Below are 14,362 nucleotides of genomic sequence, written 5' to 3' on the forward strand. Positions count from 1 at the left end.
CACTGTGCGCAACTGGGCGGGAACCCGCGTCGCCGGTCTTGGGTACTACCAGCCGCCGCGGGTGCTGACCAACGAGGAGCTGTCCGAACGCGTCGACACCGACGACGCGTGGATCCGCAGCCGGGTCGGCATCGAACGCCGGCACGTCGCCGAGGACCAGTCGGTGGCCGACATGGCCACCGCCGCCGCGGGCAAGGCGCTCAGCGCGGCCGGTGTCCAGCCGGGCCAGGTGGACCTGGTGGTGGTCGCCACGTGCACCGCGGTGGACCGCGTGCCCAACGTGGCGAGCCGGGTCGCGGCGAACCTGGAGATGTCGGGGCAGGCGGCCTACGACGTCAACACCGCGTGTTCCGGATTCTCCTACGCGCTGGCCACCGCCGACCACGCCATCCGGGCCGGTGCCGCGGCGACCGCCGTGGTGATCGGTGCCGAGCGCCTCACCGACTACGTCGACTGGCAGGACCGCAGCACCTGCATCCTGTTCGGTGACGGCGCCGGGGCGGCGGTACTGGTCGGCGCCGAACGACCCGGCGTCGGCCCGGTGGTGTGGGGCGGGTCCGCCCAACGCGGGTCGGCCATCCGGATCGAGGGCGCTTCGGCGCACATCGAGCAGGACGGCAAGACCGTGTTCCACTGGGCCACGACGGCGCTGACGCCGGTCGCGCGGGAGGCGTGCCGCCGGGCCGGAGTCGAGCCGGAGGACCTGGCGGCGTTCGTGCCGCACCAGGCGAACCTGCGCATCATCAACGCGATCGCCCGCGATCTCGGCGTCACGGAGAAGACGGTGATCGCCCGGGACATCGTGTCCTCGGGCAACACGTCCTCGGCGAGCACACCGATCGCCCTGGCAAAACTGGTGGAGCGGCGGGAGGTGCCCGAGGGCGCGCCGGTGCTGCTGCTCGGATTCGGCGGCGGACTGACCTTCGCCGGTCAGGTGGTGACCTGCCCCTGACGCCTCCGGGTCCGTCCGGCGCCGCCACGAGCGCGCCGGGCGGACCCGGCCGGAGGCGGCCGGTCCGGACAGTCCCGGTCCGCGCGGCTCGAGCGGGCCGCTATCCGGGCCCGATCACGGTCCGAGGGTTCCCCGAGCCGCATGCCCCACGGTGAGCGGGCGTTGTGCCATCCATTCATCCGCCCGCCGGTCGTCTCCGTTGAGCCGCTGGGCCCACCATCGAGCCGGATCGGGAGCCGCAGTGATGCCGCAGTGCGGAAGTGATAGCCGTGAGTCATGAGTCCCTGCTGGAACAGCTGGCGGTGGTGGGGCAGGCGATGCCGCGTACCCCGCTGGTGCAGCTTCGCCACGACCGGCTGGACCTGTTCGCCAAGCTGGAGTACGTCAACCTCAACGGCAGTTCCAAGGACCGCTCGGCGTACTGGATCCTGCGGCGGGCCGTCGAGCGCGGTGAGGTCGTCGAAGGAACCACTGTGGTGGAGTCGTCCTCGGGGAACTTCGCCATCTCGCTCGCCTCGTTCTGCCGCTGGCTGGGGCTGACCTTCGTCCCGGTCGTCGACCCGAACGTCAACGCCGCCACCGAGGCGTACCTGCGCCGGCTCTGCGACCGGGTGGAGAAGGTGACCGAGCCCGACGAGACGGGCGGCTATCTCGGCACCCGGCTGCGCCGGGTGGAGGAGCTGCGCGCCGAACTGCCGAGGGTCTACTGGCCCAATCAGTACGCCAATCAGGATGCCGTCGACGCACACGACCTGCTCACCGGCGCCGAGCTGTGCGGAGACCTGCCCCGGGTGGACTACCTGTTCGTCGGGGTGAGCACCGGCGGCACCATCGCCGGACTGTCCGCCCGGCTCAAGCGGCTGCGCCCGGACACCTGGGTGGTCGCCGTCGACGCCGAGGGGTCGGTCATCTTCGGCGGCCCACCGGCCAAGCGCCGTCTGCCCGGTCTCGGTTCGAGCATCGTGCCGCCCCTGGTCGACCGGGCACACATCGACGACGTGGTGATCGTGCCCGAGCTGGACGCGGTACGCGGCTGTCACGAGCTGTTCCAGCGGCACGGACTGTACGCCGGCGGTTCGACCGGAAGCGTCTACAGCGCGATCGAACGCTACTTCGCCGACCATCGCGGGCCGCGCCCCACAGTCGCCTTCCTGTGCGCCGACCGGGGCACCGGCTACGCCGACACGGTGTACGACCCGGAGTGGGTCGACCGGTTCGCCGCCCGACGCGACCGCGGTCCGACCGTGGCGCTGGTCTGAGAGGAACCCGAACAGCATGACCGATCGACCGACCATCCCCCCGTTCACGGTGGTGACCGCGGCCGAGGTGGCGGCGGCCGTCGAGGCCGACCGGCCGGCCTGCCTGGACGCGGTGCGCCGCTGCTATCTCGCCCACGACGAGGGCGCCAGCGCGCTGCCGCACAGCAGCTTCCTGCGCTTCCCCGACCTGCCCCGGGACCGGATCATCGCCCTGCCCGCCTACCTGGGCGCCGACTTCGAGGTGGCCGGCATCAAGTGGATCGCCAGCTTCCCGGGCAACACCGCGCACGACATTCCCCGCGCCTCGGCGGTTCTGATCCTCAACGACCTGGCCACCGGTCATCCGTACGCCTGCCTGGAGTCGTCGCTGATCTCCGCGACCCGCACCGCGGCCTCCGCCGTGCTCGGCGCCGAGGAACTGGTCGGCTGCCGGCGGGCGCCCAGCGTCGGCTTCATCGGCACCGGCCTGATCGCCGAGCACGTCCGCCGCTTCCTGCGTGACCTGGACTGGGACATCGACGAGTACCGACTGTTCGACCTGGATCCGGCGGCGGCCGGTCGATTCGCCGCCACGGTGCGGGCCGACGGAGTGGGCGCGGTCAAGGTGGTCCCGGAGGCCGCCGACGCGTTCGGCGCCGACCTGGTGGTGCTGGCCACAGTGGCCGGGGAACCGCACCTGCACGACCCGGCGCTGCTCGCCCACCGCCCGACAGTGCTGCACCTGTCGCTGCGGGACCTGTCACCCGAGGTCGTGCTGGCCGGGCAGAACATCACCGACGACGTCGACCACGCGGTCCGGGAACGCACCTCGCTGCACCTGGCCGAGCAACGGGTCGGGCATCGGGACTTCGTCGACGGCACCGTCGCCGACGTGCTGCGGGGCCGTGTGCGCCGGGACCCCGACCGAGCCGCGATCTTCGCGCCGTTCGGCCTCGGCGTGCTCGATCTCGCCGTCGGGGCCTGGGCCTTCGACCGGGTACGCGCCGCAGGTGGTGGCCGTACCGTCGCCGACTTCTTCCCGTCGGCGACCTGATGTCCGCGCACCGTTCGCACGACGACCGCCGATGGGATGGCACATGGACCTGACGATCGAGGCCGAAGGGCTCCGCAAGAGCTACGGCACCCACACCGCCCTTGCCGGGGTGGACCTCGCCGTGCCGGCCGGCACGGTGCTCGGCCTGCTCGGCCCGAACGGGGCCGGCAAGACCACCATGGTGCGGATCCTCTCCACGCTGCTCACCCCCGACGGCGGCAGCGCCCGGGTCTGCGGCTACGACGTGGTCCGCAAGCCGCGTGAGGTGCGCCGGAGGGTAGGTCTCACCGGCCAGTACGCGGCCGTGGACGAGCTGCTCACCGGCCGGGAGAACCTGGTCCTGATCGGCGTCCTGCACCATCTCGGACGGCGGGCGGCCCGCACCCGCGCCGACGAGTTGCTGGAGCGCTTCCAGCTCACCGACGCCGCCGAACGGGCCGCCCGGACCTACTCCGGCGGCATGCGTCGCCGGCTCGACCTGGCCGCCAGCCTGGTGGCGGACCCCCCGGTGCTGGTGCTCGACGAGCCCACCACCGGCCTGGACGTCACGAACCGGCGCACGCTGTGGGCGATGGTCCGCGAGCAGGTCGCCAAGGGCACCACGGTGCTGCTCACCACGCAGTACCTCGAAGAGGCCGACCATCTCGCCGGCCGGATCCTGGTCCTCGACGGCGGGAAGGTCATCGCCGAGGGCACCTCGGACGAGCTGAAGCGCAAGGTCGGCGACGAGCACCTCCAGATACGGGTACGCGAGGCGGCGCAGCGTGCGGCGGCCGTCGCCGCCCTGACCGCCGTCACCACCCACCGTCCGGTGCTCGACGACGACGGGGTGAGCCTGCGGCTACCGATGGGCGACGGGCTGACCGGTCTCGCGGCCGCCGCGTCGGCGCTCGACGCGGCCCGCGTCGACGTCGAGTCGTTCGCCAGCTGCGCGCCGACGCTGGACGACGTCTTCCTCAATCTCACCGGACGCAGTTCCGCCGAGCAGCCGGAGGCAGCGGCATGACCACCCTGACCGTCGAGACGTCGGCCCTGGTGGGCCGTCACCTGCGCCACCTGGGCCGGGTACCGATGCGGCTGCTCGGGGTGACAGTCATGCCGGTCGCCTACGTGGTGATCTTCGGCTACCTGTTCGGCAGCGTCATCGAGGTGCCCGACGGCGGGTACCGCGAGTTCCTGATGGCCGGGATCTTCGCCCAGATGATGCTGACCAACCTTCAGCACACCGCGCTCGGCGTGGTCGACGACCTGGGCAACGGCATCGACGACCGGTTCCGGTCGCTGCCGATAGCCGGGCTCGCCGTGCCGCTGGCCCGGACCGTGGCCGACCTCACCCGCGTGGTGATCGCCTGCGTCGCGATGGCCGTCGTGGGTTACGCGATGGGCTGGCGTACCCACACCGGGCCGGCTCAGGTGCTCGCCGGTTTCGGCCTGCTGCTCCTGCTCGGCTTCGCCGCCTCCTGGATCGGCGTCCTGCTCGGACTGAGGCTGCGCTCGGCCGAGACGGTCAGCGCGGTGGCCTTCCTCGTCATCATGCCGATGACCTTCCTGTCCAACGCGTTCATCCCGCTGCGCGGGCTTCCCGACTGGCTGCGCACCGCCTGCGAGTGGAACCCCCTCTCCGCCGTCGTCGCGGCCTGCCGCGAGCTGTTCGGCAACCCGGGCACGACCGGCGACGCGCTGCCGATGCGCCACCCGGTCGCCGCGTCGCTGCTGCTCACCGTCGCGCTGCTGCTGGTCAGCGCAACGCTGGCGGCGCACACGTACCGCGCGGCGGCCCGGGGCCGCTGACCCGTCGCCGGCCGGGTCGCGTCCGACCCGGCCGGGCAGCCGGCGGCCCGCGCGGGCGCGCTCGGCCATCCACGAACCCGCCGCGTCCGTAGCCCGGAGGACTGCCGTGCCCGACCACGAGGACATTCCCTGTCCGCTGACCACCGCGCAGTACGGGATCTGGCTGGCCCAGCGGCTCGAGCCGGACAACCCCGTCTACAACCTGGCCGAGTACGCCGACCTCGCCGGTCCGGTCGACCCGGTCGCGTTCGAGGCGGCGCTGCGCCGTACCGTCGCCGACACCGAGGCGCTGCGCGTGCGGGTCGACGAGCCCGCCGACGGACGCCCGGTGCTGTCGGTGCTGCCCGGCGTCGACTGGACGCTGCCCGTACTCGACCTGCGGCAGGAGTCCGACCCGTACGCGGCCGCGACGGCGTGGATGCACGCCGACAGGTCCAGGGCCGTCGATCCGCAGCGCGAACCGGTCTTCCGCTACGCGCTGCTGCGCCTCGCCGACGACCGCACGCTGTGGTACCAGTGCTACCACCACATCGCGCTCGACGGGTACGGCATGGTCCTGGTGGCCCGGCGGGTGGCCGAGGTCTACACCGCGTTGAGCGGCGGAGGTGAACCCGGCCCCGCGCCGTTCGGCGCGCTGCGGGCGCTGGTGGCGGAGGAGACCGCCGACCGGACCGGCGAACGGTTCGACCGGGACCGTCGCTACTGGACCGGACAGTTCGCCGACCGCCCCACCCCGACCAGCCTCGCCGGCCGGCAGCCCACCACCGCCCGCCGGCTCATCCGGCGCAGCGCCACGGTGGACCCCGCGACGATGCGACGGCTGCGTGCCGCCGCGCGTGAGCGGGACGTCGCCGTGCCGACGATCGTGGTGGCCGCCGTCGCCGCGTACCTGAACGGGCTCACCGGCGACGAGGACGTGGTGCTGGCCCTGCCGTCGACTGCCCGTCGCAGCTCCCTGGCGCGCCGCGTACCCGCAACGGTCTCCACGATCGCGCCCCTGCGCGTCGCGGTGCGGCCCCGCACGCCGCTCGGCCAGTTCGTGGCCGAGGTGTCCCGGGAGTTGCACGCCGCGCTGCGCCACCAGCGTTACCGCTTCGAGGACCTGCACCGCGACCTCGGCCTCACCGGGGGCGCGTCGGTGCTCGGCCCGCACGTCAACATCCTGCTCGGCGCCGACCCCGACGGCGGCCGTGTCCGATTCGGCACGGCCACCGGCGTCGACCACAACCTGGCCGGCGGCCCGGTCGACGACCTGGCCGTCGTGCTCGACGGCCGGCGGGGCGACGGCGACGCCCGGCTGGACCTGGACGCCAACGCCGACCACTACGGCGCGGAACAGGTCGGCGAGCACGCCCGTCGGCTCGCCGCCTTCCTGGACACCTTCGCCGCTGCCGCGGCGGCGGCGCCGCACACCCCGACCGGCGGGCTGGACCTGACCGGACCCGACGTGCGGCGGTTCGTGCTGGGGGAGTGGGGCGGGACCACCTCGCCGGTGCCCGACGTACGGCTGTCCACCCTGATCGAGCGGCAGGTGGCCGTCACGCCGGACGCCCCGGCGGTGACCTGCGGCGACACCACGCTGACGTACGCGCAGCTCAACGCCGCGGCGAACCGGCTCGCCCGGGTGCTCGTCGCCCGCGGCGCGGGGCCCGAGCGGCTGGTGGCGCTGGCGCTGCCCCGGTCGGCGGAGATGATGGTCGCCCTGCTCGCCGTGCTGAAGTCCGGCGCCGGCTATCTGCCGGTGGACCTGCGGTATCCACCGGATCGTATCGAGTTCATGCTGGCCGACGCCGCCCCCCGGCTGGTGCTCACCGGCACCGACGTCGCCGGCCGGCTGCCGGCCTCCGCCGCCGGCCAGCTGTTGCCCCTGGACGGACCCACGGTCGTCGCCGCGCTCGCCGGGCAGGACGACACCGACCTGACCGACGCCGACCGGCTGCGACCGCTGCGCGGCGCCAGCCCGGCGTACGTGATCTACACCTCCGGCTCCACAGGTCGGCCCAAGGGCGTCGTGGTGAGCCATGACAACGTCGTCGACCTGGCCCGCTGGGCGGTCGCCGAGATCGGCCCGGAGGCATTGCGCCGGGTCCTGGCCAGCACCTCGCTGAACTTCGACGTCTCCGTGTTCGAGATGTTCGGCCCGTTGGCGTGCGGCGGCGAGATCGAGGTGGTCGACGACCTGCTCGCCCTCGCCGAACGCCCCGCCGGCTGGTCCGGCAGCCTGATCAGCGCGGTGCCGTCGGCGTTCGCGCAGCTGCTGGCCGAAGGGGCCGTCGACGCCCACGCCGAGGTCGTCGTGCTCGCCGGTGAGGCGCTGTCGGCCGCGGCGGTGCGGGACATCAGCGCCGCGCTGCCCGGCGCGCGGGTGGCGAACATCTACGGCCCGACCGAGGCGACCGTCTACTCCACCGCCTGGCCCGGCGGGGACCTCCAGGACGGGGCCGCCCCGCCGATCGGCCGGCCGACCACCAACACCCGGGCGTACATCCTGGACGCCGCACTGCGTCCGGTGCCGCCCGGCACCGCCGGCGAGCTCTACCTCGCCGGCGCCGGACTGGCCCGGGGGTATCTCCACCGGCCCCGCCTGTCCGCCGAGCGGTTCGTCGCGGACCCGTTCGGAGCGCCCGGCACGCGCATGTACCGGACCGGCGACCTGGTCCGCTGGCTGGCCGACGGCGACATCGACTACCTCGGCCGCGTCGACGACCAGGTCAAGGTGCGCGGCTACCGGATCGAGCTGGGCGAGATCGAGGCGGTCCTGCTGGCCCACCCCGGGGTGGGCCGGGCCGCTGTGGTGGCCCGCGCCGACGCCGGCGTGACCCATCTCGTCGGCTACGTCGTCCCGGCCGGCGCCTCCGCCGCCCCGACCGCCGCCGAGCTGCGCGATCACCTCGCCGCGGCACTGCCGGAATACATGGTGCCGGCGGCGTTCGTGTCGCTGGCGGCGCTGCCGCTGAACCCCACCGGGAAGCTGGACCGGCGGGCCCTGCCGGCACCGGACTTCGCCGCCGCGGCCGGCGCGGGCCGGGCTCCCGCAGGCCGCCGCGAGACGCTGCTGGCCGGCCTCTTCGCCGAGGTGCTGGGGGTGCCCACGGTCGGCGCCGAGGACAGCTTCTTCGACCTGGGCGGGGACAGCATCGTCTCGATCCAGCTCGCCAGCCGGGCCCGGCTGGCCGGGCTGCGGCTGACACCGCGCGACGTGTTCACCCACCGGACACCGGCCGCCCTGGCCCGGGTGGCCGGCGACCTCGACGGGACCGACGCCGAGGACCCGCGGGACGCTCTCGGCGAGGTGCCGCTGCCGCCGATCGTCGAGTGGCTGCGCGAGCGGGCGGGCACGACGCACCCGGTCGACGCGGTGGCGCAGAGCGTCGTGGTGCGTACCCCCGCCGGCCTGGGCCGGGCCGAGTTGACGGCCGGCGTGCAGGCGCTGCTCGACCAGCACGACGCGCTGCGGATGATCCTGGACCGGGACGGCACGGCGTGGCGGCTGACGGTCCCGCCGCGCGGCGCCGTCGCCGCCGCCGCCTGCCTACGCCGGATCGACGCCACCGGACCGGCCGAGCAGGACGACGCGATCCGCGCCGCCCGTGCGGAAGCGGTGGACGGGCTGCGCCCGGCCGAAGGACGGCTGGTGCGGGCGGTCTGGGGCGACGCCGGCGCCGGCCGCACGGGCTGGCTGGTGCTCGCCGTGCACCACCTCGCCGTGGACGGGGTGTCCTGGCGGATCCTGCTGGGCGACCTGGCCGCCGCCGTGGCCGCGGCGGGCGGCGGCGCGCAGCCCCGGCTGGCTCCGGTGCCCACGTCGTACCGCACCTGGGCCCGGCGTGTCGCGGAACGGACCGTCACGGCCGTCGACGCGACGCCGTCCAGCGTGGAGAGTTCGCTTGCCCGGCGGCCGATCAGGCCGGACGACACCGAGGCGACGGCGCGGCGCCGAACGGTCGGGTTGCCCGTGCCCGGCACCGAGATGCTGCTACGCGCCGCCGCCCGCCGGCACGCCGGCGTCGACGAGTTGCTGCTGACCGCGCTGGCCGTCAGCGTGGCCGATCGGCGCCGCCGGCCGGGGCCGGGCACGGATCTGCTGGTGCACGTCGAGGGACACGGTCGCGGCGACGTCGACGGTCTGGACCTGTCCCGCACGGTGGGCTGGTTCACCCGCCTGGACGCGGTGCGACTCGACCTCGGCGACGTGGACCCCGCCGAGGCGCGGGCAGGCGGTCCGGCTGCCGGCCGGGCGGTCAAGCGGATCAAGGAACAGCTGCGGGCGGCCCGCTCCGGCGACTCGACCGCCACGCCGTCCGGGCCGGAGATCGGGTTCAACTACCTCGGGCGGCTGGCCGCCGGCGCCGGCGACTGGTCGGTGCGGACGATCGACGGCGCGGTCGCCGCGGGCGGCGTCGGCGCGCTGCCGGTAGCCCACCCGCTGGAGATCAACGCGGTTGTCGTGGACGGGCCGGACGGGCCACTGCTGACGGCCGAGTGGAGCTGGCCGGACGGTGTGCTGACCGCCCACGACGTGCGGGAGCTGACCGACGGATGGCTCACCGCCCTGGCGGCGATCACGGCGTACGCGAACCAGCCGGAGGGCGGCCGTACCCCCTCCGACCTGCCGCTGGCCGATCTCGACCAGGACGAGGTGGAGCGGCTCGAGGCGGCCTACCCGGCGCTTGTCGACGTGCTGCCGCCGGCCCCGTTGCAGGAGGGGCTGCTGTTCCTCTCGGCCTACGACGAGCAGGCCCCCGACGTCTACACCGTGCAGTTCGTCTTCGACCTCGACGGGACGCCGGACCGTCAGCGCCTGCGGGCCGCCGCGCAGGCGCTGCTCGACCGGCATCCCGGACTGCGCAGCGGCTTCGTCCACCGAGGGCTGCGCCGGCCTGCGGCGGTGGTGCTGGACTCGGTGGAGGTGGACTGGCGGGAGCCGGACCTGTCCGCCGTCGCACCGGCCGGGCTGGACGAAGCGCTGGACGGTCTGCTCGCCGCGGACCGGGCGGAGCGCTTCGACCTGTCCCGCCCGCCGCTGCTGCGCTTCACCCTGGTGCGGCTGCCCGCCGGCCGCCACCGGCTGGTCCTGACCAACCACCACATCCTGTTGGACGGCTGGTCGATGCCGGTGCTCGCCGGTGAGCTGTTCGCGCTCTACCGCTCGGGCGGCCGGGGCGACGGGCTGCCGCCGGTCACCGACGCCCGGGCGTACCCCGCCTGGCGAGCCCGGCAGGACCGCGGCGCGGCCGAGACGGCGTGGCGCGACGCCCTCGCCGGTCTGACGGAGCCGACAGTGGTGGCGCCGGCCGTCGCCGGACGCTCCCCGATGCCGCCGGCGAAGCTCCTGCGGGAGCTGCCGGCGTCGCTCACCGACGCCCTGACCCGGACGGCCCGTACCGCCGGGGTCACCCTGAACACCGTGGTGCAGGCCGCCTGGGCGGTGCTCGTCGGCAGCCTCACCGGCCGCGACGACGTCGTCTTCGGCGCCACGGTGGCGGGCCGCCCGGCCGAACTGCCCGGCGTCGAGACGATGGTCGGACTCTTCATCAACACCGTCCCGGTGCGGGTACGCCTGGACCCGGCCGAACCGGTCACCGCCATGCTGCGCCGCGTCCAGGAGCGGCAGAGCTCGCTGCAACCGCACCAGCATCTCGGGCTGGCCGACATCCAGCGGCTCACCGGGCACGGGGAACTCTTCGACACGCTGGTGGTCTTCGAGAACTACCCGGTGGACCCGGGCGTGCTCGACCTCGCCGGCACCGGCCTGTCCGTACGCGGCGTGCACGGGCTGGACGCCACGCACTACCCGCTGAGCCTGGTGCTCGTCCCCGGCGACCGGCTGGGGCTGCGGCTGGAGTTCCGGCCGGACGTCGTCGACCAGGACGGCGCGGGTGCGTTGCTCGACCGGGCGTGCCGGCTGCTGCGCGACATCGCGGCGGACCCGGCCGCCCCGGTGGGCCGCCTCGAACCGATCACCCCGGCCGAGCGGCGCCGGATGCTCGTGGAGTGGAACGCCACCACTCACCCCGTCCCGGAGGCCACCCTGCCTGACCTGCTGGCCTGGCAGGTGGCGGCCACCCCGGACGCCGTCGCGGTGGTCTTCGAGGGCAGCGAGCTGACCTTCGCCGAGCTGGACCGGGACAGCAACCGCCTGGCCCGGCTGCTGGTCGGCCACGGGGTGGGCCCCGAGCGGTTCGTCGCGGTCGCGGTGCCCCGTTCGCGGGAACTGGTGGTCGCGCTCTGGGCGGTGCTCAAGGCCGGGGCGGCGTACCTGCCGGTGGATCCGGACTATCCGGTCGACCGGATCGCGTACCTGCTCGACGACGCGCGCCCGGCGCTGCTGCTCACCACCCGGGCGACCGCCGGGCCGGCCGGTGACGCCCCCGCGCTGGTGCTCGACACCGACGAGGTCCGGCGTGCGACGGCCGAGATGTCCCCGGCCGCGCTGACCGACGCCGACCGGCACGCGCCGCTGCGCCCCGCCAACCCGGCGTACATGATCTACACCTCCGGCTCGACCGGCCGGCCCAAGGGCGTCGTGGTGCCGCACGCCGGCATCGTCAACCGGCTGGCGTGGATGCAGGACGAGTACCGGCTCACCGACGCCGACCGGGTGCTGCAGAAGACCCCGTCCAGCTTCGACGTGTCGGTCTGGGAGTTCTTCTGGGCCACCGTCGTGGGCGCCACCCTGGTGATGGCGCGGCCCGAGGGCCACCGGGACCCGGCGTACCTGGCCGAGCTGATCCGCGCCGAGCGCGTGACCACGCTGCACTTCGTCCCGTCCATGCTGGCGGCGTTCCTCGCCGAGCCGGCCGCCGCCGGGTGCGTCGGCATGCGCCGGGTCATCTGCAGCGGCGAGGCACTGCCCGCCGAGTTGGGCGAGCGGTTCTTCGCCACCGTGGACCCGGCCGGTGAGCACGGCGTCGAGCTGCACAACCTGTACGGCCCGACCGAGGCGTCGGTGGACGTCACGTACTGGCCGTGCCGCCCGGCGGAACGCACCGTGCCGATCGGCGTGCCGGTCTGGAACACCCGGCTGTACGTGCTCGACGGCTTCCTGCGCCCGGTGCCGCCGGGCGTGACCGGCGAGCTGTACCTGGCGGGTGTGCAACTGGCCCGGGGCTACCGGGGGCGCGCCGGGCTCACCGCGGAGCGGTTCGTGGCCGACCCGTTCGCCGCGATGCTGGCCGCCACGGATCCGTCCGTCGTTCCCGGCGAGCGCATGTACCGGACGGGGGACATGGTCCGCCGCCGCGCCGACGGGGTGCTGGAGTACGTGGGCCGCACCGACCACCAGGTCAAGATCCGTGGCTTCCGGATCGAGCTGGGCGAGATCGAGGCGGTCCTCGCCGACCACCCGTCGGTGGGACAGTGCGTGGTCCTGGCCCGTGAGGACCAGCCAGGGGCGCGACGCCTCGTCGGCTACGCCGTCCCGGCGACCGGGCGGGAGATCGACGCGAGCGCGCTACGGGAGCACGTCGCCGGCCGGCTGCCCGACCACATGGTGCCGGCGGCGGTGGTCACCCTCGACGCCCTGCCGGTCACCGTGAACGGCAAGCTCGACCGGGCGGCGCTTCCCGCGCCGGACTTCGTCGTGGCCACCGCCGACGGCCGCGCCGCGTCCGGCCCGCGCGAGGAACTGCTCGCCGGGCTCGTCGCCGAGGTGCTCGGGCTGCCCCGGGTCGGTGCCGACGACAGCTTCTTCGACCTCGGCGGCGACAGCATCATCTCGATCCAGCTGGTCAGCCGCGCCCGGTCGGCCGGGCTGGAACTCACCCCGCGTGAGGTCTTCACCCACAAGACCGTCGCCGCGCTGGCGGCGGTGGCGCGGGAGACCACCGCCGCCGTCACCGACCCCGACGCCGGCATCGGCGACGTGCCGCTGACCCCGATCGTGCACTGGTGGCTGGAGCGGGCCGGTCCGCTGGGCGGCTTCCACCAGTCCGTGGTGGTGCCCGCGCCGGCCGGGCTGACCGCCGACCGGCTGCGCGACGCGCTGCAGGCGCTCCTCGACCACCACGACGCGTTGCGCATGCGGCTCACCGGCGAGGCGGGACGGCGGCGACTGGTGATCGGTCCGCGCGGCGCCGTGGCGGCGGAGGACCTGATCACCCACCGGCCGGCCGGCACCGGCGCGCACGCCGGACCCGGGGGAGCCGACCTCGCCGCAGCGGCCGAGGCGGCGCGCCTCCGGCTGGACCCGGCCGCCGGCCGGATGTTGCGTGTCGTGTGGTGCGAGGGCGCGCCCGGGCAGCCGGGCAACCTGCTGATCCTGGCCCACCACCTGGTCGTCGACGGGGTCTCCTGGCGGATTCTGCTGCCCGACCTGACCGCCGCGCTGGACGCCGTGCCCGGTACCCCGACCCGGCTCACCCCGGTCGGCACGTCGCTGCGGGAGTGGGCCGGGTACCTGGTGCGGGAGGCGCGCAGCCCTGGCCGGCTGGCCGAGTTGCCGTTCTGGACGAAGCTGCTCGACCAGGTGGAGCCACCGGTTGCCACCCGGCCCCTGGACCCGTACCGGGACACCGTCGCCACGCTGGCCGAGATCCGCGTGGAACTGCCCGTCGACCGGACCCGATCGCTGCTGACCGCCGTGCCTGCGCTGTTCCACGCCCGGGTCGACGACGCGTTGCTGGCGGCCCTGGCCCTGGCGGTGGCGCGCCGACGCGCGCGGCGCGGGCTGGGCGACGACCCGTCGGTTCTGGTCGACCTGGAGCGGCACGGCCGGGCCGACCTGCCCGGCATCGACCTGTCCCGCACCGTCGGCTGGTTCACGAGCCTGGCTCCAGTCCGACTCGATCCGGGGACGGTCGACTGGCATCAGCTACGCGAGGGCGGCCCCGCCGTCGCCGTGGCGCTGAAGCGGGTCAAGGAGCAACTGCGGGCCGCCCCCGACGACGGAATCGGGTACGGCCTGCTCCGGCACCTCAACGACGAGACCGCCGGGGCGCTGTCCGAACTGGCCGGGGCGCAGGTGATGTTCAACTACCTCGGCCGGCTGAGCGGTGCCGACCGTGCCGGCGCCGGGGTGGTCATCGGCGGCGGGGCGGACCCGGAGCAGCCGGTGGCGTACCCGGTCGAGGTGGCCGCCTGGACGGCCGACACCGACGTGGGGCCCCGGCTCACCGCGGTGTGGCGCTGGCCCGGCGAACTGCTCGACGAGGCCGACGTGCGGCAGCTCGCCGACGACTGGCGGGCCGCACTGGACGGCGTCGTCGCGTACGCCGCATCGGGTGGCACCGGCGGGCACACCCCGTCGGACCTGACCCTGGGCTCGCTGTCCCAGGACGAGATCGACGAGTTCGAGGACGAACTGGAAGCGGAGTGGGAGTAGCCGTG

6 protein-coding genes are annotated in these 14,362 nt (G+C 74.6%); all 6 read left to right on the forward strand.

What is annotated here, in order from left to right; genetic code table 11:
* Positions 1-4 precede the first annotated feature (4 nt).
* The 6 genes from F8279_RS00725 (at position 5) to F8279_RS00750 (ending at position 14,357) form a co-directional block, all read left to right on the forward strand.
* On the forward strand, positions 5-952 hold the full coding sequence (locus tag F8279_RS00725; protein WP_091416742.1) for a beta-ketoacyl-ACP synthase 3: 948 nt from the start codon (positions 5-7) through the stop codon (positions 950-952).
* A gap of 269 nt (positions 953-1,221) precedes the next feature.
* On the forward strand, positions 1,222-2,211 hold the full coding sequence (gene sbnA / locus F8279_RS00730) for a 2,3-diaminopropionate biosynthesis protein SbnA (protein WP_225853064.1): 990 nt from the start codon (positions 1,222-1,224) through the stop codon (positions 2,209-2,211).
* A 16-nt stretch (positions 2,212-2,227) separates the two neighbouring features.
* Entirely contained in the window at positions 2,228-3,244 is a 1,017-nt protein-coding gene (gene sbnB / locus F8279_RS00735) for a 2,3-diaminopropionate biosynthesis protein SbnB (protein ID WP_091416745.1), read from the forward strand.
* Between the two features lie 43 nt (positions 3,245-3,287).
* Entirely contained in the window at positions 3,288-4,250 is a 963-nt protein-coding gene (locus F8279_RS00740; RefSeq protein WP_151498774.1) for an ATP-binding cassette domain-containing protein, read from the forward strand.
* Positions 4,247-5,035 carry an ABC transporter permease gene (locus F8279_RS00745; RefSeq protein ID WP_151498775.1) on the forward strand — a complete coding sequence of 263 codons (789 nt, stop codon included), beginning with the start codon at positions 4,247-4,249 and terminating at the stop codon, positions 5,033-5,035. The genes F8279_RS00740 and F8279_RS00745 overlap by 4 nt, the downstream gene beginning before the upstream one ends.
* 106 nt (positions 5,036-5,141) lie before the next feature.
* The gene (locus F8279_RS00750; protein WP_151498776.1) at positions 5,142-14,357 is read left to right on the forward strand and encodes a non-ribosomal peptide synthetase; all 9,216 of its coding nucleotides are present in this window, start codon (positions 5,142-5,144) and stop codon (positions 14,355-14,357) included.
* Positions 14,358-14,362 lie beyond the last annotated feature (5 nt).

This window comes from Micromonospora sp. AMSO1212t (assembly GCF_008868145.1).
In the GTDB taxonomy this organism is placed as follows: domain Bacteria; phylum Actinomycetota; class Actinomycetes; order Mycobacteriales; family Micromonosporaceae; genus Micromonospora; species Micromonospora tulbaghiae.